Genomic DNA, 18,756 nt, shown 5'->3' on the forward strand with positions numbered 1-18,756 from the left:
AGCCGCTCGAGGTTCACGGCCGCAAGAGTGCGGCGCATGTATTGGTTCGCTTCGTCTCGCTTTCGGAGACACAGCGAAGCCAGGCCAGGCTGAAGATCGAGAACCAGCGCTTGGCCGCCGACCATGAGACGCTGATCGGACTTCTCGATGCGCTCAAGATGCCGTCATGGCTACGCACCGTCGACGGGCGGCTGAAATGGGTCAACCGGGCCTATGCCGAAGCGGTCGAGGCCGAGAATGCCGAATCGGCGGTTCGTGACAGCAAGGAATTCCTCGGCGGCCAGGCGCGCGACACGATTGCTGCGCAGCACAAGTCGCACCCCGTCTTCGAACAGACGCTCTCCACTGTGATCGAAGGCGACCGCCGTATGTTTGCCGTGACCGACTTTGCCGGGGCGGATGGTTCGGCTNGGAGTTCAGACGTGTGCTCTTCCGATCTACATCAGCGCCATCGAGGCCATTCGCGCCGAGTATGAGCGGACCGTGCAGAGCCACGCCGATACGCTCGATCAGCTCAACACTGCCGTGGCGATTTTCGATACCGACGAGAAATTGCGGTTTTTCAATCAGGCGTTCCAGAAACTATGGGGCCTCGACAGCGGCTTCCTGCACAGCGCGCCGGACAACGCCTTGCTGCTCGACCGCCTGCGCAGCGAAGGCAAGATTGCCGAGCAGCCCGAATGGCGGCGCTGGAAAGAGAGCTTGCTCGGCGCTTATCGCGCGGTTGAATCGCAGGAGCATTGGTGGCATCTGCCGGACGGCAAGACCATTCGCGTCGTCGCCAACCCGCAGCCCAAGGGCGGCGTCACCTGGGTGTTCGAGAACCTGACCGAGAAGATGGACCTTGAAAGCCGCTACCAGACCGCCGTCCGGGTTCAGGGCGAGACGCTCGACAACCTTGCCGAAGGCGTCGCTGTATTCGGTCCCGACGGCAGGCTGAGATTGTCCAACCCGGCCTTCGCAGCACTGTGGGGGCTGGATGCCGATGCCTCAAAACCCAACGTCCATGTCTCGACGATCCGCGACCTTTGCGACCGCCGTGCCGTCGACAGTCCGTGGGGCGGGTTCGTTGCCGCCATCACCGGCTTCGACGACGAGCGCCGCGACCGCCACGGCCAGACCGAATTGAACAACGGCACCGTTTTGCGCTACGCCGTCATCCCCTTGCCCAACGGCCAGGTGATGATGACCTTCGTCGACGTTACCGACAGCGTCAATGTCGAGCGGGCGCTGAAGGACAAGAATGAGGCGCTGCAAAAGTCCGACCAGATCAAGAACGAATTCGTGCAGCACGTCTCCTATGAGCTGCGCTCGCCACTCACCAATATCATCGGCTTTACCGAGCTTCTTTCACTGCCGTCGACTGGTCCGTTGAACCAGAAGCAACGCGAATATATCGGGCATGTCGGCTCGTCCTCCTCGGTCCTGCTCACCATCGTCAACGACATCCTCGATCTGGCGACGGTGGATGCCGGCATCATGGAACTCGACATTTCCGAAGTTCACATCGATCGAACCATTACAGCCGCCGCCGAACTGGTCGCCGACCGACTGGAGGAACATGCGATCAAGCTTAGGATCGACGCGGCGGCCGCGCCGAAAACCTTCCACGGCGACGAAATCCGGGTCCGCCAGATCCTCTACAATCTGCTCAGCAATGCCGCCAATTACGCGCCGGAGGCGAGCACCATAACGCTCGCCTGCCGCCAACTTGCCGACGGCGTGGAATTTTCCGTTCACGATGACGGCCCTGGCATGCCGCCGGACCTGCTTGACTCGGTGTTCCGGCGCTTCGAGCCGCGCACCAATGGCGGCCGCCGCCGCGGCGCCGGGCTCGGCCTGTCGATCGTCAAGAGCTTTGTCGAACTGCATGGCGGCAGCGTCCGCATCGAGACCGGCAGGGACAAGGGCACTACGGTTGTTTGCGCCTTTCCCGACACGCCGTCCGGCATCCGCGCGGCGGCCGAGTAGCGCGTTCGATGGCGGTATTGGTGCTGGAGCGTTTTCTCGCCGACGAGGCTGCGACGGCAAGGCTTGGTGAGGACCTCGCCATGTCGCTGCGCATTGGCGACGTGCTCGCTCTCAAGGGCGATCTCGGCGCCGGCAAGTCGACCTTGGCGCGGGCGCTGGTCAAGGCACTGGCCGACGATGCCGGCCTCGACGTGCCGAGCCCGACCTTTACGCTGGTCCAGAGTTACGACACGCGTGTGCCGGTCCATCATTTCGATCTCTACCGCTTGTGCGCGGCATCCGAGTTGGACGAGCTGGGTTTCGACGAGGCGCTGACGCAAGGGGCCGCACTGGTCGAATGGCCGGAACGGGCAGAGGCATATTTGCCGAAAACCTCGGTGCTGGTCGAACTTCTCCAGCAGGGCGACGGCCGATTGGCGAGACTATCGGGAGGGGGCGCCGCCTTCGAGCGCGCGGCGCGATCGCTGGCCATGCGCGATTTTCTCGGCCAGGCCGGTTGGGGCGAAGCGCAGCGGCGATATTTCATCGGTGATGCCTCGGCTCGCTCCTACGAGATCGTCACGCTCGCCGGATTTCCGCCGCGCGTGCTGATGAACTCGCCAAGGCTGGTGCTCGGACCGCCAGTCCGCGACGGCAAACCCTATGCCGAGATCGCCCACACCGCGCAATCCGTTTCGGCGTTCGTCGCCATTGACCGTGCCTTGCGGGCCGGCGGCGTCAGCGTCCCGGAAATCCATGCCCAGGATCTCGACCAGGGTTTTCTGCTGCTGGAGCATCTCGGGTCCCAAGGGTTCCTGGACAAGCGCGGCCAGCCGGTGGCCGAGCGCTACGCGGCGGCGGCCGAACTGCTTGCCATGATGCACGGCAAAACATGGCCGGCCAGCATGCAGGCCGGCCCCGGCGTCTTCCACGAGGTGCCGCCTTTCGATCGCGACGCCATGATGATCGAGGCCGAATTGCTGGTCGACTGGTATGTCCCTGCGATATCAGGCGCTCCGCCAAGCGAGGCGTTGCGCGCCGGTTATCGCAGCGAATGGAATGCGGTGCTCGATCGGCTCGAGGGGCGCGAATACACGCTAATGCTGCGCGACTTCCATTCGCCCAACCTGATCTGGCGCGGTGACCGTTCCGGTCACGATCGTCTCGGCGTCGTCGATGTCCAGGATGCGCTCATCGGTCCGTCAGCCTACGACGTCGCCTCGCTCGCCATGGACGCGCGCGTCACCATTTCACCTGAAATCGAAAAGCACACGCTCGCCGCCTATATCGCCGCGCGACGCGACGCCGGCGTCTTCGACGAAGACGAATTCCGCGAAACCTATGCAATCATGGCCGCACAGCGCAATTCCAAGATCCTCGGCATTTTCGTGCGGCTCGAAAAACGCGACAGCAAGCCTTATTATCTGAAGCATCTGCCGCGCATCCGCGATTATCTTCGCCGGGCGCTGGCGCATCCGGCGCTGGCCGGGCTGCAGGATTTCTACATCGCCCACGGCTTGCTGGAGGAACGCTCGATTTGAAGGCTAAGGATTTGGGCCTGAAAGCGTCGGGACCGATGCCGACGACCGCCATGGTGCTTGCCGCCGGGCTCGGCAAGCGCATGCGGCCGATCACCGAGACCATGCCGAAGCCGCTGGTCAAGGTCGCCGGCAAGACATTGCTCGACTGGGGGCTGGACAGCCTAGCCGAAGCCGGTGTCGCCAAGGCCGTCGTCAACGTCCATTACCTGCCGCAACAGATCGTGGACCATGTAGCCCGCCGCAGTGCGCCGAGAATCGTCATCTCGGATGAGAGCAGCGGCCTGCTCGACTCTGCCGGCGGCATCGTCAAGGCATTGCCCAGGTTAGGGGCACCCTTCTATGTGCTCAACGCCGACACCTTCTGGATCGACAGCGGCGTTTCCAATCTCAGGCGACTTGCCCTTGCATGGGAGGGCGCGACAATGGACATTTTGCTGATGCTTGCGGATCTCCAGTCGGCAACCGGACATAGCGGCGGCACCGATTTCCTGATGGCGCCGGACGGCGCGTTGCGGCGTGCGAACAACGATCCGGCCGGCCTGATCTATGCCGGCGCCGCAATCGTCCATCCGCGCATCTTCAAGGACGCGCCGGCCGGCCCGCTGTCGCTCAACGCCTATTTCGATGCGGCAATCGCCGCCGGCCGCCTGTTCGGCATGACGATGCGTGGCCATTGGATCACTGTCGGCACACCCGACGCGATCCCGCGGGCGGAAGCAGTGGTCGCTGCCGCGCTTGCCGGCACGCCCGATGCTCTTGCTGAGGCACCCGGCGCTCTTGCCGAGTCGAAATGAGCGGCTCCCGCCGCGTTTTCTCGATCCCGCCCGGAGCGCCGTTCCTGCCGACGCTAGCCGAGGCGCTGCTTGCAGGGCGCCTGGTTCCCGGCTTTGCCTATGATGGCGATCCGCTGGTGCTGGCCGATCTCACCATCTACGTGCCGACGCGCCGTGCAGCGCGGGCGCTCCGCGGCGTCTTCGTCGATGCTCTCTCGCGCTCGGGAAGCCGTTCGGCGATCCTGCCGGTCATCCGCCCACTTGGTGAGTTTGATGAAGATGAAGCCGCCTTCGAGACGGAAGCTTCGGCCGCCATCGACTTTGCGCCGCCGATCGCCGCGGTCGAGCGTCTTCTGCTGCTTGCGCCGCTGGTGCGGGCGTGGAAACGCCGCCTGCCGGCACATGTCGCGGCATTGTTCGACGAGGAGATCGTCATCCCGGCCTCCGCCGCCGACGCCATCTGGCTGGCGCGCGACCTTGCACGGCTGATGGATGAGATCGAGACGGAAGGCACGGATTGGGCGAGGCTCGCCGACCTTGTAACCGGCAACCTTGCAGGCTGGTGGCAGGTGACGCTCGATTTCCTGACCATCGTGACTGAGAACTGGCCGAAGCTGCTCGAGGAACGCCGTCGCTCCAATCCGGCAGCGCATCGCAATGCCCTGATAAGGCTGGAAGCGGCGCGGCTGAAGCGCAATCCACCCGCCGGGCCGGTGATCGCCGCCGGCTCTACCGGCTCCATCCCCGCCACGGCCGAGCTGCTTGCCGTAATCGCCGGTCTGCCCAATGGCGCTGTTGTGCTGCCCGGCCTCGACCGGACGCTGGACGAGCCGTCCTTTGCCGCCGTCAGTGCACCTGGTGCGCGGCCGGCTTTGCTTGGCCATCCGCAATACGGCCTGGCAAAGTTGATCGGCAAGATCGGGGTGCTTCGGGCCGATGTCGGGGAGCTTGCTGTTGCGCCGCGGCCACTTGCGCTGCGCGCCGCACTTGTCGGCGAGGCGCTGCGGCCGGCGGAGACCACCGAGCTCTGGGCCGAGACGCGCGCGCGCTTCACCGCTGGCGATAGTGCCGAGGCCTTCGCTGGTGTGACGCTTCTCGAGGCCGCCAGCGAACGCGACGAAGCCGTGGCGATCGCCGTTGCGCTCAAACAGGCCGTCGAACGGCCCGGCCAGCGCGCCGCACTGGTCACCGGCGACCGCGCGCTGGCGCGACGCGTCTCGGTCGAGCTGTTGCGCTTCGGCGTCGCCGCCGACGATTCCGGCGGCACGCCGCTCATCAACACGCCAGCCGCCAGCCTGCTCCGGCTGGCGCTTCAGGCGGCGTTCCGCCCGGGCGATCCGGTCGCCCTGCTGTCACTGCTCAAGCATCCCTTGCTTGGCCTCGGCCTGGAGCGGGCAAGCGTCCGCCATGCGGCCGAAATCGTCGAACTCGTGGCGCTGCGCGGCGGCACCGGTCGCCCGGACGTCGCGTCGCTGCCGCAACTCTTCGGTGCCCGGCTTGCCGAATTCGACGACGGCGGCAATCGCCGCCCGCCTTTCTGGCGATCGCGCCTCTCGGTCAGGCGCATCGAACAGGCGCGCGATCTGCTGATCCGGCTAACGGCTGCGCTGGCGCCGCTGGTTGCCTTTCGCGGCGAGGAGAATGCCGATCTTGCCACGCTTGTGCGCGCCAGTGTCGGCGTGCTCGAAAGCCTCGGCCGCGCTGCTGACGGAAGCCTCAGCGAACTCTATGCCGGCGATGCCGGTGAAAAGCTTGCCGAGCTCTTGCGCGGTCTGGTCGCGGCCTCGGTGTCGTTCTCCTTCGCCGCGGACGAATGGCCCGATGTGATGGAGGCGCTGATTGCGCCCGAAATGGTCAAGCCGGCGCAGGGCACCGACAGGAGCATCGCCATCTGGGGCGTGCTGGAAGCGCGGCTTCAGGATATCGACACGCTGGTCGTCGGCGGACTCAACGAAGGCGTGTGGCCGCGCAAGCCGGAGAGTGACCGCTTTATGTCGCGGCTGATGAAGACCGGCATCGATCTTGAACCGCCGGAGCGGCGCATCGGCCTTGCCGCCCATGATTTCCAGATGGCCATGGGCGCCAAAAAAGTGGTGCTGGCTCGCTCCGCCCGTTCCGGCGACGCTCCGTCGGTGCCGTCGCGCTGGCTGCAGCGTATCCTTACCTTCGTCGGCGAGGACCATGCTGTGGCACTTCGCCGGCGCGGCGATGAACTGCTTGCCTGGGCGCGTGCGCTTGATGCCGGCGAAAAGCAGGACTTTGCGCCGCGGCCGCAGCCGAAACCGCCGCTCGCCCTGCGGCCGCACCACTTCTCGGTCACCGAGATCGAGACGCTACGTCGCGACCCATATGCGGTCTATGCCAGAAGGATACTCGGCCTGATGCCACTCGATCCGGTCGTTCGTGATCCGGGCGCTGCCGAGCGCGGCACGCTGTTTCACGCCATTCTGCACCTCTTCTCAGCGAGGGTGGCCGACCCGCGCGCGCCGGAGGCGCTGGACGGGCTCATTGCCGCCGGCCGGTCCTGTTTTGCCGAGGCTGCCCTGCCCGCCGATGTCGAGGCGGTGTGGTGGCCGCGCTTCGAAAAGCTTGCCGCCGGCATTATCGAATGGGAGCGCGGCCGGGCCGCCGCCGTGGTACGGCGGCACGCCGAGGAACGCGCCGAAAAGACCGGCGTCGGCCGATCCGGCGTGACCCTGTCCGGCTATGCCGATCGCATCGATCTGCTGGCCGGCGGCATGGCCGACATCCTCGATTACAAGACCGGCTCCTCGCCATCCAAAGCGCAGGCGCACACGCTGCTCGCGCCGCAACTGGCGCTGGAGGGCGCGCTGCTGCGTCGCGGCGCCTTCAAGGAGCTTGGCGCATGCGAGCCGTCGCAATTGGCCTTCGTGCGGCTGAAGCCGAACGGAGAGGTGTTCGAGGAATCGATCCTCGAATACAACCGCAAGCCGCGAACCGCCGCCGATCTCGCCGAAGAGGCTTGGGCGCGGCTGGAAAAACTGCTGATCCACTACGCCGACCCGGCGACCGGCTATCTGTCGCGGGCGCTGCCGTTCCGCGAAGGTGAGACCGACGGCGACTACGACCATCTCGCCCGCGTGCTGGAATGGTCCGCCGGCGGCGACGCCGACGAGGAGGGAGGGGAGGCGTGAAGAAGGCCTATCCCATCCCGAGCGACACCGCCGCCAGCCAAGCGAGCGCCTCCGACCCGCATAACTCCGCATGGGTGTCGGCAAACGCCGGATCGGGCAAGACCCATGTGCTCGCCCAGCGCGTCATCCGGCTTTTGCTGCGCGGCACCGATCCGTCCAAGATCCTGTGCTTGACCTATACGCGCGCCGCCGCCGCCAACATGTCGAACCGGGTGTTTTCGACCCTGTCGCAATGGACGGCGCTTGGTGATGCCGAGCTCTCGACACGGATAGAGGCGCTGGACAGCCGCCAGCCCGACCGCGAAACCATGCGCCGGGCGCGGCGGCTGTTTGCCGAGGCGCTGGAAACACCGGGCGGGCTGAAGATCCAGACCATTCACGCCTTCTGCGAATCGGTGCTGCATCAGTTCCCGCTGGAAGCCAACATCCCGGCGCATTTCGAAATGCTTGATCCGCAAATGGAGGCTTCGCTGTTCGCCGCCGCCCGCCGCGACATGATCTCCGGCGGCGTTGCAGGCGATGCGGCACTGGCCGAGGCTTTCGCCACCGTGCTGGAGCGCGGCGGCGAACATGGGCTCGACGCGTTGCTAGGCGAGATCGTGCGCAAGCGCGACGGTTTGCGCACCTTCATCGCCGCGGCCGGCGGCGATGGTTTTCAGGCGCTGTTCGACGAGTTCCATTTCCGCGCCGGCCAGACCGCCGAAGGCATCGCCGCCTCGGTCTGGCCGCTGCCCGGCTTCCTGCCGGATTATCTCGTCACCTTTTCACGGGCGGCCGAGGCCGCCGATGCACGCATCGTGCTGAACAATCTGCTGCCATACGCCCGTCTTGCCTTCGCCGAGCAGGATCCGGTCCGACGCCTGAATCTGCTTGCCAAGGCTTTCCTGAGGGCCGATGGCGAGCCTTATGATCCGGCAAAGACGTTCAAGAAGGCGCTGCTCGACCGGCTGCCCGATCTTGCCGAACGTTATCTCGTGGCGGTCGACGCCATTCTCGAAATCTCCGACCGCCTGGCCTTGTTCAGGATGTTGGAAGGCACGCGTGCCGCGCTGACCATCGCCGACTGGCTGATCGCCCGCTACCAGCAATTGAAGCGCGCCCGCGGCTTCCTCGACTTCAACGACCTGATCACCCGCACTGTCAATCTACTGGCGCGGCCCGACGCCGGCCCATGGGTGCAATACAAGCTCGACCAGGGCATCGACCACATCCTCCTCGACGAGGCGCAGGACACCAGTCCCGACCAGTGGGACGTGGTCAAGCGGCTGGCGGAGGAGTTCTTTGCCGGGCTCGGCGCCCGCGACGCCGTCCACCGCACCATCTTTGCCGTCGGTGATGAAAAGCAGTCGATCTATTCCTTTCAGGGGGCCGCCCCGGATTCCTTTGCTGACAGCCGGCTTTTGTTTGCCGGCAAAGTTAGAAGCGCCGCCGCCGCCTTCGCCGATCTCAAGCTGACCTGGTCGTTCCGCTCGACCGACGACGTGCTTGCGGCGGTGGATCGTGTCTTTGCCGACCCGAACGTGCGGCGCGGCATCAGCCACGATCCCGATCCGCTCGACCACAAGGCGATCCGCACCGATGCGCCGGGTTATGTCGAGGTCTGGCCGTCGATCGGCGCCGATGTCGTCGACGAACCAGACGATTGGACGCAAGCGGTCGACCATGCCCATGCGCCGGCAGTACGCGTCGCTGAAAACGTCGCGGCAACCATTGCCGGCTGGATCGGCGGCGGCGAGACTATCGAAGGCCGCGGCAAGAAACTGCGGCCCGGCGATGTGCTGGTGCTGGTGCGCAAGCGCGATCGCTTCGTCCATGCGCTGACGCGGGCGCTGAAGCGCCGCGACATTCCGGTGGCCGGCGCCGACCGGCTCAGCCTGCCCGGCCACATCGCGGTGAAGGACCTGATCGCACTCGGCCATTTTCTCATCCAGCCGCAGGACGATCTGTCGCTGGCCGCCGTGCTGCGCAGCCCGATCTTCGATGTCTCGGAAGAGCAGCTTTTCGCGCTTGCTGCCGAGAGGCCGTCGGGCGTCTCGCTGATCGCCTCGGTGCGTCGGCATGCCGGCGAAAGCGAGGCGTTGGCCGCCGTCGTCAGCCGGCTCGACACATGGTCCAACGAGGCCGCATTCAAGCCGGTGTTCGAATTCTATGCCGCAGCTCTCGCCCGCGACGGCCTGCGCAAGAAGATGATCGCGCGGCTCGGGCCGGAGGCCGGCGACATCCTCGACGAATTCCTGAATTTCTGCCTGGCCGAGGAGCGGACCGGCCTGCCGGGACTGGAATCCTTCCTGTCGACGTTGGAAAACGCCGGCCCCGAGATCAAGCGCGAAATGGACCAGACCCGCGACGAGGTTCGCGTCATGACCGTGCATGCCGCCAAGGGCCTGGAAGCGCCAGTGGTATTCCTTGTCGATGGCGGCTCCGCGCCGTTCAGCGACCAGCACCTGCCGAGATTGATGCCGTTCCAAGGCTCGGGCGACCGCTGGGAAGGCAAGGGCTATCTCTGGCGTTCGGCCAGCGATGTCGCCAATGGATTTTCACGCGCCGCATCGGCCCGCGCCCGCGAGCTCGCCGACGACGAATACTGCCGGCTGCTCTATGTCGGCATGACCCGCGCCGAGGATCGGCTGATCGTCTGCGGCTACCATGGCAAGCGGGCGCCGAATACCGGCACCTGGCATTCGGTCGTCAGCCGCGCGCTGGTCGGCGCCGCCGAAAGCGCGGAACGCCGGCATCCCGCCACTGGCGAGACCGTGCATCGTTTTCAGGTGACGAAGCTGCCGCCCATGCCGCTGGCGGCAGTGGATGAGGCACGACAGGCGGAACGCTTTGCGCCACTGCCGGAAACCCTGTTCCAGCCTTTGCCGCCTTTCGAGGAACTGCCGCGGCCGCTCTCGCCGTCCGGCGCCTCGGTGCTGATCGACGAGGCGCGGCAAGCGGTGGCCGACACGCGTTCGCCGGTATTGGATGCCGACGCCGAGCCCGGCTTTGCCGTGATTCGCGGGTTGGCGCTGCACAAATTGCTGCAGATGCTGCCCGGCATCGCCGAAGGAAAACGCCAGGATGCCGCCGAGCGCTATTTGGCGCGCGCCGGAGCTCAATGGCCTGAAGACGAGCGCGACAAAGCCTTGGCTGGCGTTTCCAGAATTCTTGCCGACAGCCGCTTCGCGCCGCTGTTTGCACCAAACTCGCGCGCTGAAGTCGCCATCATGGGCAGCCTGGAGGTGAGGGGCAAACTGCGCTCGATCTCCGGCAAGATCGACCGGCTGGCGGTAGCGCCGGACAAGGTGTCGATCGTCGACTACAAGACCAACCGGCCTGCGCCGGCGACGCTCGCCGAAGTGCCCCCTGCCTATGTCTTGCAGCTTGCATTGTATCGCGCGCTGCTTCAGCCGCTCTATCGGGGACGCGAGGTCTTGGCGGCGCTGCTGTTCACCGAAGCCCCGCGGCTGATCGAGCTGCCGGCGGCGGCGATGGACGACGCCCTTGCTCGACTCACGGGAGCGTGACACAACACCTGCTTGAAGACGGACGCGATCACCACCACATTTGGTGCGACGAACAAATCGAAAGGATCTCAGCATGGCCACCGTCAAGGTCGACAAGAGCAATTTCCAGGCCGACGTGCTCAACGCCAAGGAGCCGGTCGTGGTCGATTTCTGGGCGGAATGGTGCGGCCCGTGCAAGATGATCGCCCCGGCGCTTGAGGATATCGCCATCGAACTCGGCAGCAAGATAAAGATCGCCAAGCTCAACATCGATGAGAATCCTGAGCTGGCCGCGCAGTTCGGCGTGCGCTCGATCCCGACGCTGATGATCTTCAAGGGCGGCGAAGTCGCCGATATGAAGGTCGGTGCTGCGCCGAAAACGGCATTGTCGCACTGGATCAACGGCAGTCTCGCCTGATCCGATCAAAATTTTGCAGAAAAGCCCGGCCTCGTGCCGGGCTTTCTTTTGCTGGCGTCATTGGTGGGCCGCTCTGGCACTCGCGGCTTGCCGCCCCGTATTCTTCTCTTCTGAATACAAAGGAGAAGCGATATGACCGGATCCGCCAAGGCCACCGTCTTCATCGACAATGAGCGCGTCATCGTCACCGAATACCGCTTCGCCCCGGGCGACAACACCGGCTGGCACCGCCATGGCCACGACTATGTGATCGTGCCGTTGACCGACGGCAAGGTGAAGCTCCTGACCAAGGATGGCGAATCCTTCGCCGAAATGAAGAAGGGCGCGCCGTATTTCCGCAACGAGGGCGTCGAACATGACGTCATCAGCGCGAACGACGGCGAATTCGCCTTTATCGAGGTCGAGCTGAAGTAATCCACCAAGCATCGGCTGCGCCGCCACATTGTCCGTCGACGCGCGATCACCAATCCGCGATACGATCGCCGCCGACGAATTGTGCGCTTTTCTCAGTGTATTCGAACAGTTCGATCTTCACGCCGTTGGGGTCGCGGATCCAAGCCTGGTAGGTGTCATCGCACGCGCGTTTCTTGGAAGTGACATCAACCCCCTCTGACCTCAGATGGGCGATCGCGGCGTCGATGTTTTCCACTTCGAGGCAGAAGTGGTTGATCTGGTTCAAGTCGCTATAGCTCGCGCCGTCTTTCTGGAACACTTCGACATGGCTACGGCTGCCGCAATTGAGATAGAAGCCGAAAATCTTGCCGTCGCGCAGGAAATTGAACTGCGTATCCATGCCGAGGACGTCCCGATAGAAGCTTCGCGTCTTCTCCAGGTCATTCGCGAAAATGCAAACGTGAGCGAGCTGCTTTACCTTGATCATGATTGGCTCCTCGCGGTGATCTGATAGGTGTGGCGTCATCATGGCCCGGGTGGAGGCACGCCTCAAACCGGCGGTGTGCCGTTTTCGGCCAATACCGCACCGGCCAGGTAAAGCGAGCCGCCGATAAGGATGCGCGGCGGCGGTCCGTCCCATGTGTCGCGCAGCAGCATCAGCGCATTGGCGACGGAACTGACGGGTTCGGCCGACAGGCCGGCCTCGATGGCGCGCGTCGCCAGTTCGTCGTTCGGCACGCCGGCGTCGCTCGTGCTCACCGGCACGGTGTAGACATGCCGCACCAGCCCTTTGAAGGCACGGAAATAGCCGCTTTGGTCCTTGGTGTTGATCATGCCCGAGATCAGGAACAGCGGCCGCGGGTTCTTTTCCTCCTGCTCGGCCAGCGCCTCGGCGACGACCACGCCGGCGCCGGGATTATGGCCGCCGTCGAGCCAGATGTCGGCGCCCTTCGGCGCCAGTTCGCCCAGCCGCCCCTGCGGCAGCTTTTGCATGCGGCCCGGCCAGATGACATTGGCCATCGCTTTCTCGGCGGCGCGGTGGCTGATCTCGAAGCCCGCCGCCTTGACCGCCGCGATCGCCGCTGCCGCATTGGCGAATTGGTGGCGCCCCGGCAGGCGCGGCGGCGGGAGGTCCATCAATCCGTCTTCGTCCTGATAGACCATGCGCCCGTTTTCCTCATAGGCAAGGAAATCCTGGCCATAGACGAAGGCGGGGCAGTCGAGCCGTTCGGCGGTTTCGATGAGCACCTGCTGCGCCGTCTCGCTTTCCTGCGCGCCGATGACGACCGGGCATCCACGCTTGATGATGCCGGCCTTTTCGGCGGCGATCAGTTCAACGCGGTCGCCGAGATAGGCTTCGTGGTCGAGCGAGACCGGCATGATCACCGACACGGCCGGCTCGGCGATGACATTGGTGGCGTCGAATCGGCCGCCAAGGCCGACCTCGAGGATGACGGCATCGGCCGGATATTCGGAAAACAGCACGAAGGTGACTGCGGTGAGGATTTCGAACACGGTGATCTTCTGGCCTTGATTGGCCTTGGCGACGCGGGCGATGGCTTCGGCGAAGACCTTGTCGTCCACCAGCCTGCCGCCGCCATCGGCGGCCAGTCGGTAGCGCTCATGCCAGTTCACCAGATGTGGCGATGTGTGGACATGGACGCGGTAGCCGGCGGCTTCGAGCAGCGCCCGTGAAAAGGCGGCACAGGAGCCCTTGCCGTTGGTGCCGGCGATGTGGATGACCGGCGGCAGCTGGTCCTGCGGGTTGCCGAGGCGCTCGAGTAGCCGCGAAATGCGGTCAAGCGAAAGGTCGAAGCCCTTCGGGTGAAGCGCCATCAGGCTTTCGATTTCGCGGTCGGCGGCAAGCGTGGTCATGAAGGAATCCTAAGCGTGCGCACAACGGCACACAACAGCCGCCCGCGCCGCATGATGTCGTGTCAGGCTTGCGGCCTGGCCTCGACCGGGATCACCGACGGCGGCAGGATTTCCGGCTCCTGCGATTTTTGCTCTTCCGGCAGCTTGAGCAGCATTCTCAGCAGCCGCGCAATCGTCTGGCGCATCTCCAGCCGTGACACCACCATGTCGACCATGCCGTGTTCCATCAGATATTCGGCGCGCTGGAAGCCGTCGGGCAGCTTTTCCCTGATGGTCTGCTCGATGACGCGCGGGCCGGCAAAGCCGATCAGGGCGCCGGGCTCCGCAATGTGCACGTCACCCAGCATGGCGTAGGAGGCGGTGACGCCGCCGGTCGTCGGGTTGGTCAGGACGACGATGTAGGGAAGGCCGGCCTCCTTCAGTCTGTCGACGCCGACCGTGGTCCGCGGCAACTGCATCAGCGACAGGATGCCTTCCTGCATACGGGCGCCGCCGGAGGCCGCAAACAGGATCAGCGGCCGCTTGCGCTGCAGGGCGACCTCAAAGCCATGCACGATGGCGTCACCGGCCGCCATGCCGAGCGAGCCGCCCATGAAGGCAAAATCCTGCACCGTCACCACCACCGGCAGGCCTTCGACGGTACCCAGCGCATTGATGATGGCGTCTTCCATGCCGGTCTTGGCCTTGGCATCCTTCAGCCGGTCTACATAGCGCTTCTCGTCGCGGAACTTGAGTGGATCCTGCACCACCTTGGGGTTTTCCAGCGTTTCGTATTTGCCGTCGTCGAGGAAGAACTTCAGCCGTTCCTTGGCCGATATCTTCATATGGTGGCCGGAGGACGGGATGACGAACTGGTTCTGCTCCAGATCCTTGTGGAACACCATTTCGCCGGTCTCGGGATCCTTGATCCACAGGTTTTCCGGCATGTCGGTGCGGCGGCCGAGCATCGAATTGATCTTCGGGCGGACGTAATTGGTGATCCAGTTCATCGCTTCGGCTCCTGTCCTTACGAAGAGTTAGACCATGATCCCGAAAAGTGGAAACCGGTTTTCGGCAAAGATCATGGTCAACCAGATGATCAAGACTATTCGGCGGCAGCAAGGCGAGCCGCGCGAACCCCTTGCGACAGCCCGCTGACCAGCGTGGCGACAGCTTCTGCCGGATCGGCGGTCTTTTCGCCCTTCGGCCCGAGCACGTTGGCGACCGCATTGACGATCGCCGTGCCGACGACGACGCCGTCGGCCGAGGCACCGATGGTGCGCGCCTGCTCGGCGGTCTTGACGCCGAAGCCGACGCAGACGGGCAGGTCGGTATGGCTCTTGATGCGCTTGACCGCTGCCGCCACCTTGCCGGTGTCGGCCAGCGCCGAGCCGGTAATGCCGGTCATCGAGACATAGTAGACGAAGCCCGACGTGTTCTGCAGCACCTTGCGCAGGCGCTTGTCGTCGGTGGTCGGGGTCGCCAGCCGGATGAAGTTGATGCCGGCCTTGAGTGCCGGGATGCAAAGCTCCTCGTCCATCTCCGGTGGCAGGTCGACGACGATCAGCCCGTCTATGCCGCTGGCCAGCGCGTCGCTCAGGAAGCGCTTGACGCCGTAGATGTAGATCGGATTGTAGTAGCCCATCAAGACAATCGGCGTTTCATTGTCGCCGGCGCGGAATTCCGAGGCCATCTTCAGCGTCTTGACCAGTGTCTGGCCGCCCTTCAGCGCCCGCAGGCCGGCCGCCTGGATCGCCGGGCCGTCGGCCATTGGATCAGAAAACGGCATGCCGAGCTCGANCGCCCGCAGGCCGGCCGCCTGGATCGCCGGGCCGTCGGCCATTGGATCAGAAAACGGCATGCCGAGCTCGATGATGTCGCTGCCGGCGCCAGGCAGCGCCTTCATGATCGACAGCGACGTGTCGTAGTCGGGGTCGCCGCCCATGAAATAGGTGACGAGTGCCGGTCGGCCTTCGGCCTTCAGCTTCGCCATGCGGCGGTCGATACGGGTGGTCATGATCAGATCTCCATGCCCAGCATATTGGCCACCGTATGCACGTCCTTGTCGCCGCGGCCGGACAGATTGACGATGACGATCTGGTCCTTGTCCATATCAGGCACGATCTTCACCGCCTGCGCGATAGCGTGGGCGGATTCCAGCGCCGGAATGATGCCCTCGACGCGCGTCGTCAGCTGAAACGCCTCGAGCGCCTCGTCGTCGAGGATCGGCACATAGTCGACGCGGCCGGAATCGCGCAGCCACGAGTGCTCCGGCCCGACGCCGGGATAGTCGAGCCCGGCCGAGATCGAGTGGCCGTCCATGATCTGGCCGTCGGCGTTCTGCAGGAGGTAGGTACGGTTGCCATGCAGCACGCCGGGCGCGCCGGCACTCATCGAAGCGCAATGCTCGATGCCATCGAGGCCGCGGCCGCCGGCTTCGACGCCGATGATGCGAACCTCTTTGTCGTCGAGGAAGGGATGGAACAGGCCGATGGCGTTGGAACCGCCGCCGACACAAGCGATGATGGTGTCCGGCAGCCGGCCTTCCTGCTCGAGGATCTGGGCGCGCGCCTCGGTGCCGATCACCGATTGGAAGTCGCGCACCAGCTCTGGATAGGGGTGGGGGCCGGCGGCGGTGCCGATCAGGTAATAGGTGTCCTCGACATTGGTCACCCAGTCGCGCAACGCCTCGTTCATGGCGTCCTTCAGCGTGCCGTGGCCGGCGGTCACCGGCCGCACTTCCGCGCCCAGAAGCTTCATGCGAAAGACGTTGGGGCTTTGCCGGGCGACATCGGTCGCGCCCATATAGACGATACAGGGAAGCCCAAAGCGCGCCGCCACTGTAGCGGAAGCGACGCCATGCTGGCCGGCTCCGGTCTCGGCGATGATCCTCGTCTTGCCCATGCGCTTGGCGAGCAGGATCTGGCCGAGGCAGTTGTTGATCTTGTGCGAGCCGGTGTGGTTCAGATCCTCGCGCTTGAAATAGACCTTTGCGCCGCCCCCGAGGCCCTTCGCTGCGGAAACCTCGCGAAGATGCCTGGTCAAGCCTTCGGCGAAATAGAGCTTCGACGGCCGCCCGGCGTAATGCGTCGAGAGATCGGTCAGTTCGGCCTTGAAGTCCGGATCGTTCTTGACCTCGTTCCAGTGCCGCTCCAGCTCAAGGATCAGCGGCATCAGCGTTTCGGCAACGAAACGACCGCCAAAAATGCCGAACATGCCCTGCTCGTCGGGGCCGGTGCGGAAGGAATTCGGTATCGCCGGCTTATCCATCGCCGATCTCCTGGTCTGTGGTTTGAAGCGTGGTCAGGCGGCGCGGTTGTCGCGTGCTGCCCCGACGGCCCGGAAAAATTGTTCGATTAGCGCCGGTTCCTTGACCCCCGGCGCGCTTTCCACGCCCGAGGAAAGATCTATTCCGGGCGGGTTCGCCAGCCGAAGGGCGTCGCCGATATTGCCGGCATTGAGCCCACCGGAAAGCATGTAATCGACGCCGGCGTCAAGGCCGGCCAGAATGCGCCAGTCGAAGGCAAGACCGTTGCCGCCCGGCAGTTCCGAACCCTTAGGCGGCTTGGCATCGAACAGGAAACGGTCGGCAATGCCGACGAAGGGTTTAACCCGCTCGAGATCGGCAGCCTCGCTGACCGGCAGTGCCTTCATCACCGGCAAGCCGTAGCGCGCCTTCACCTCAGCCACCCGGTCGGGCGTTTCGGCGCCGTGAAGCTGCAGCATGTCGGGCTGCATTTTTTCGACGATCTCGTCCAGGAACGCGTCGCTGGCGTCGACCGTCACCGCAACCGCCTTGGTCTTGCCGCGCGCCGCTTCGCGCAGGCGGCCGGCTTCCACCGGCTCGACATAGCGCGGGCTTTTGGCAAAGAAATTGAAGCCGACATGGCTGGCGCCGCCGGCCAATGCCGCGGCCAGTGCCTTGTCAGTCTTCAATCCGCATATCTTGATGTCCAGCGCCATGGCGCGGGATTGGCACGAAACGACCAAAGAGTCGAGAAAAAGCATCCTGTTTGCCGCCGGCGCGGAACGCGCTACCTTGCTAATGTAAGAGCGGAACGCGCCACCTTGCTAATATAAGAGCGCAACGCGCCACCTTGCTCAGGCACAAAGGCGGGAGAACAAAGACCATGCCGGAAAAGACCGTCGCGGAACTCAGGCAAAAGCTGGCGCAGGCCCATGAGGTCATCGCTCATTTGATGGACAAGGCAGCCTTCAACGGCGCGGAGGCGCATCGGGCGCTGGCTTATTTCAGCAACGATGGCTTCGAGAAGGATTTTCTGCCTTGGCCGCGCCATGTCGATGAGGGGTTGCGGCCGGAGGAGTTGAACGCGGCGAATGACGATTGATCGGACAACTACTCGAACGTGATCGCCTGCAGCGCGCCGCCATTGCGCTTGAGCCAATCCTTGCAGCGCTCGGTGTCCGGGCACAGCTGCTCGCATAATTTCCAGAATTTCGGGCCGTGGTTCATCTCCTTGAGATGCGCCACCTCGTGCGCCACGAGGTAGTTTATCACCGGCCGCGGCGCCATCATGATGCGCCAGGAAAACGACAGATTGCCGTCCGACGTGCAGGACCCCCAGCGGCTCGACGTATCCTTGAAGCGGATCGCCTTGGCGCGCTTGCCGACCGCAGCACTGTGCTTGGTCACCAGCGCCTCGATCTCGCGCTTGGCTTCGCGCTTGAGGAAATCGGCGATGCGGCGCGGCAGATGCAGGCGCTCACCATGCACGATCATCAGCGGACCGCGCTCGTCGCGCGACAGCGTGACTGTACCGCGTTTCGACGGTTCATGGACGATGCGATGCGGCACACCGCGCACCGGTATCTTGATGCCGGGCCGCACCTGCGGCCGGTTGGGCACCTTGGCCAGCCTTTGCTCCAGCCAGTCCTGATGACGGTCGAGGAATCTTTCCACCTCGCCGCGCCGCAGCCCCGGCGGCACGGTGATGCGCAGGCCGCGGCCGCCGGAATCGATGCGCAGCGTCAGGCGCCGCGCCCTGTCGTTCTCGACGATCTTGAGCGGCAGCGTGCGGCCGGCAACGCAATGCTCGCGCTCCACGACGGGCGTGGGCTTGGGTTTCGTCGGGGTGCGAAAGAAGCCGAAGGACATTCCGGGACGATACGTGATTCGAGGGAAACGACTAGAACAAAAAAGAAACGGCGCCGCTGACGCGGCGC

14 protein-coding genes are annotated in these 18,756 nt (G+C 64.6%); 7 read left to right on the forward strand and 7 right to left on the reverse strand.

The features are described from left to right. The first annotated feature begins 1,979 nt into the window (after positions 1–1,979). The 6 genes from tsaE (at position 1,980) to X760_RS50120 (ending at position 11,739) form a co-directional block, all read left to right on the forward strand. Entirely contained in the window at positions 1,980–3,491 is a 1,512-nt protein-coding gene (tsaE, locus tag X760_RS50095; protein ID WP_023718283.1) for a tRNA (adenosine(37)-N6)-threonylcarbamoyltransferase complex ATPase subunit type 1 TsaE, read from the forward strand. Between the two features lie 35 nt (positions 3,492–3,526). Then, complete coding sequence (locus tag X760_RS50100) at positions 3,527–4,285, forward strand: nucleotidyltransferase family protein (RefSeq protein ID WP_023718284.1); 759 nt, start codon at positions 3,527–3,529, stop codon at positions 4,283–4,285. Further along, on the forward strand, positions 4,282–7,419 hold the full coding sequence (gene addB / locus X760_RS50105) for a double-strand break repair protein AddB (RefSeq protein ID WP_023718285.1): 3,138 nt from the start codon (positions 4,282–4,284) through the stop codon (positions 7,417–7,419). Before X760_RS50100 ends, addB begins: the two co-directional genes overlap by 4 nt. Further along, the gene (gene addA / locus X760_RS50110) at positions 7,416–10,928 is read left to right on the forward strand and encodes a double-strand break repair helicase AddA (protein ID WP_023718286.1); all 3,513 of its coding nucleotides are present in this window, start codon (positions 7,416–7,418) and stop codon (positions 10,926–10,928) included. Before addB ends, addA begins: the two co-directional genes overlap by 4 nt. A gap of 73 nt (positions 10,929–11,001) precedes the next feature. Next, positions 11,002–11,325: a thioredoxin gene (gene trxA, locus X760_RS50115; RefSeq protein ID WP_023677558.1), complete on the forward strand. Its 324-nt coding sequence runs from the start codon at positions 11,002–11,004 to the stop codon at positions 11,323–11,325. A 132-nt stretch (positions 11,326–11,457) separates the two neighbouring features. Continuing rightward, positions 11,458–11,739 carry a cupin domain-containing protein gene (locus tag X760_RS50120; RefSeq protein WP_023718287.1) on the forward strand — a complete coding sequence of 94 codons (282 nt, stop codon included), beginning with the start codon at positions 11,458–11,460 and terminating at the stop codon, positions 11,737–11,739. A gap of 46 nt (positions 11,740–11,785) precedes the next feature. Here the strand turns inward: X760_RS50120 and X760_RS50125 are convergent, their stop codons facing one another. The 6 genes from X760_RS50125 to X760_RS50150 all read right to left on the reverse strand — a co-directional run bounded on the left by X760_RS50125 (position 11,786) and on the right by X760_RS50150 (position 17,535). Continuing rightward, entirely contained in the window at positions 11,786–12,271 is a 486-nt protein-coding gene (locus X760_RS50125) for a VOC family protein (protein WP_245278550.1), read from the reverse strand. After that, complete coding sequence (locus X760_RS50130; RefSeq protein WP_023718289.1) at positions 12,268–13,593, reverse strand: folylpolyglutamate synthase/dihydrofolate synthase family protein; 1,326 nt, start codon at positions 13,591–13,593, stop codon at positions 12,268–12,270. Before X760_RS50130 ends, X760_RS50125 begins: the two co-directional genes overlap by 4 nt. Positions 13,594–13,655: 62 nt before the next feature. Then, the gene (gene accD, locus X760_RS50135) at positions 13,656–14,582 is read right to left on the reverse strand and encodes an acetyl-CoA carboxylase, carboxyltransferase subunit beta (protein ID WP_023718290.1); all 927 of its coding nucleotides are present in this window, start codon (positions 14,580–14,582) and stop codon (positions 13,656–13,658) included. 95 nt (positions 14,583–14,677) lie between these two features. After that, the gene (trpA, locus tag X760_RS50140; protein WP_023718291.1) at positions 14,678–15,589 is read right to left on the reverse strand and encodes a tryptophan synthase subunit alpha; all 912 of its coding nucleotides are present in this window, start codon (positions 15,587–15,589) and stop codon (positions 14,678–14,680) included. A 2-nt stretch (positions 15,590–15,591) separates the two neighbouring features. Then, positions 15,592–16,842, reverse strand: a complete 1,251-nt coding sequence (gene trpB / locus X760_RS50145) for a tryptophan synthase subunit beta (protein WP_023718292.1) — start codon at positions 16,840–16,842, stop codon at positions 15,592–15,594. 33 nt (positions 16,843–16,875) lie between these two features. Beyond that, complete coding sequence (locus tag X760_RS50150; protein ID WP_023718293.1) at positions 16,876–17,535, reverse strand: phosphoribosylanthranilate isomerase; 660 nt, start codon at positions 17,533–17,535, stop codon at positions 16,876–16,878. A 167-nt stretch (positions 17,536–17,702) separates the two neighbouring features. On the opposite strand from X760_RS50150, the gene X760_RS50155 reads away from it, so the two are divergent. Then, positions 17,703–17,921: a hypothetical protein gene (locus tag X760_RS50155; protein ID WP_023718294.1), complete on the forward strand. Its 219-nt coding sequence runs from the start codon at positions 17,703–17,705 to the stop codon at positions 17,919–17,921. 8 nt (positions 17,922–17,929) lie between these two features. Here the strand turns inward: X760_RS50155 and X760_RS50160 are convergent, their stop codons facing one another. Then, a complete protein-coding gene (locus X760_RS50160; RefSeq protein ID WP_023718295.1) occupies positions 17,930–18,688 on the reverse strand; it encodes a M48 family metallopeptidase in 759 nt (252 codons plus the stop codon). Positions 18,689–18,756: the final 68 nt, after the last annotated feature.

This window comes from Mesorhizobium sp. LSHC420B00, assembly GCF_000503055.1.
Lineage (GTDB): Bacteria > Pseudomonadota > Alphaproteobacteria > Rhizobiales > Rhizobiaceae > Mesorhizobium.

Coding starts and splice junctions, on each gene's coding strand:
- addB (WP_023718285.1), top strand. CDS start 4,282: ATGAGCGGCTCCCGCCGCGTTTTCTCGATCCCGCCCGGAGCGCCGTTC.
- X760_RS50100 (WP_023718284.1), top strand. CDS start 3,527: ATGCCGACGACCGCCATGGTGCTTGCCGCCGGGCTCGGCAAGCGCATG.
- accD (WP_023718290.1), bottom strand. CDS start 14,582: ATGAACTGGATCACCAATTACGTCCGCCCGAAGATCAATTCGATGCTC.
- trpB (WP_023718292.1), bottom strand. CDS start 16,842: ATGGATAAGCCGGCGATACCGAATTCCTTCCGCACCGGCCCCGACGAG.
- X760_RS50120 (WP_023718287.1), top strand. CDS start 11,458: ATGACCGGATCCGCCAAGGCCACCGTCTTCATCGACAATGAGCGCGTC.
- X760_RS50150 (WP_023718293.1), bottom strand. CDS start 17,535: ATGGCGCTGGACATCAAGATATGCGGATTGAAGACTGACAAGGCACTG.
- X760_RS50155 (WP_023718294.1), top strand. CDS start 17,703: ATGCCGGAAAAGACCGTCGCGGAACTCAGGCAAAAGCTGGCGCAGGCC.
- trxA (WP_023677558.1), top strand. CDS start 11,002: ATGGCCACCGTCAAGGTCGACAAGAGCAATTTCCAGGCCGACGTGCTC.
- X760_RS50130 (WP_023718289.1), bottom strand. CDS start 13,593: ATGACCACGCTTGCCGCCGACCGCGAAATCGAAAGCCTGATGGCGCTT.
- X760_RS50160 (WP_023718295.1), bottom strand. CDS start 18,688: ATGTCCTTCGGCTTCTTTCGCACCCCGACGAAACCCAAGCCCACGCCC.
- tsaE (WP_023718283.1), top strand. CDS start 1,980: ATGGCGGTATTGGTGCTGGAGCGTTTTCTCGCCGACGAGGCTGCGACG.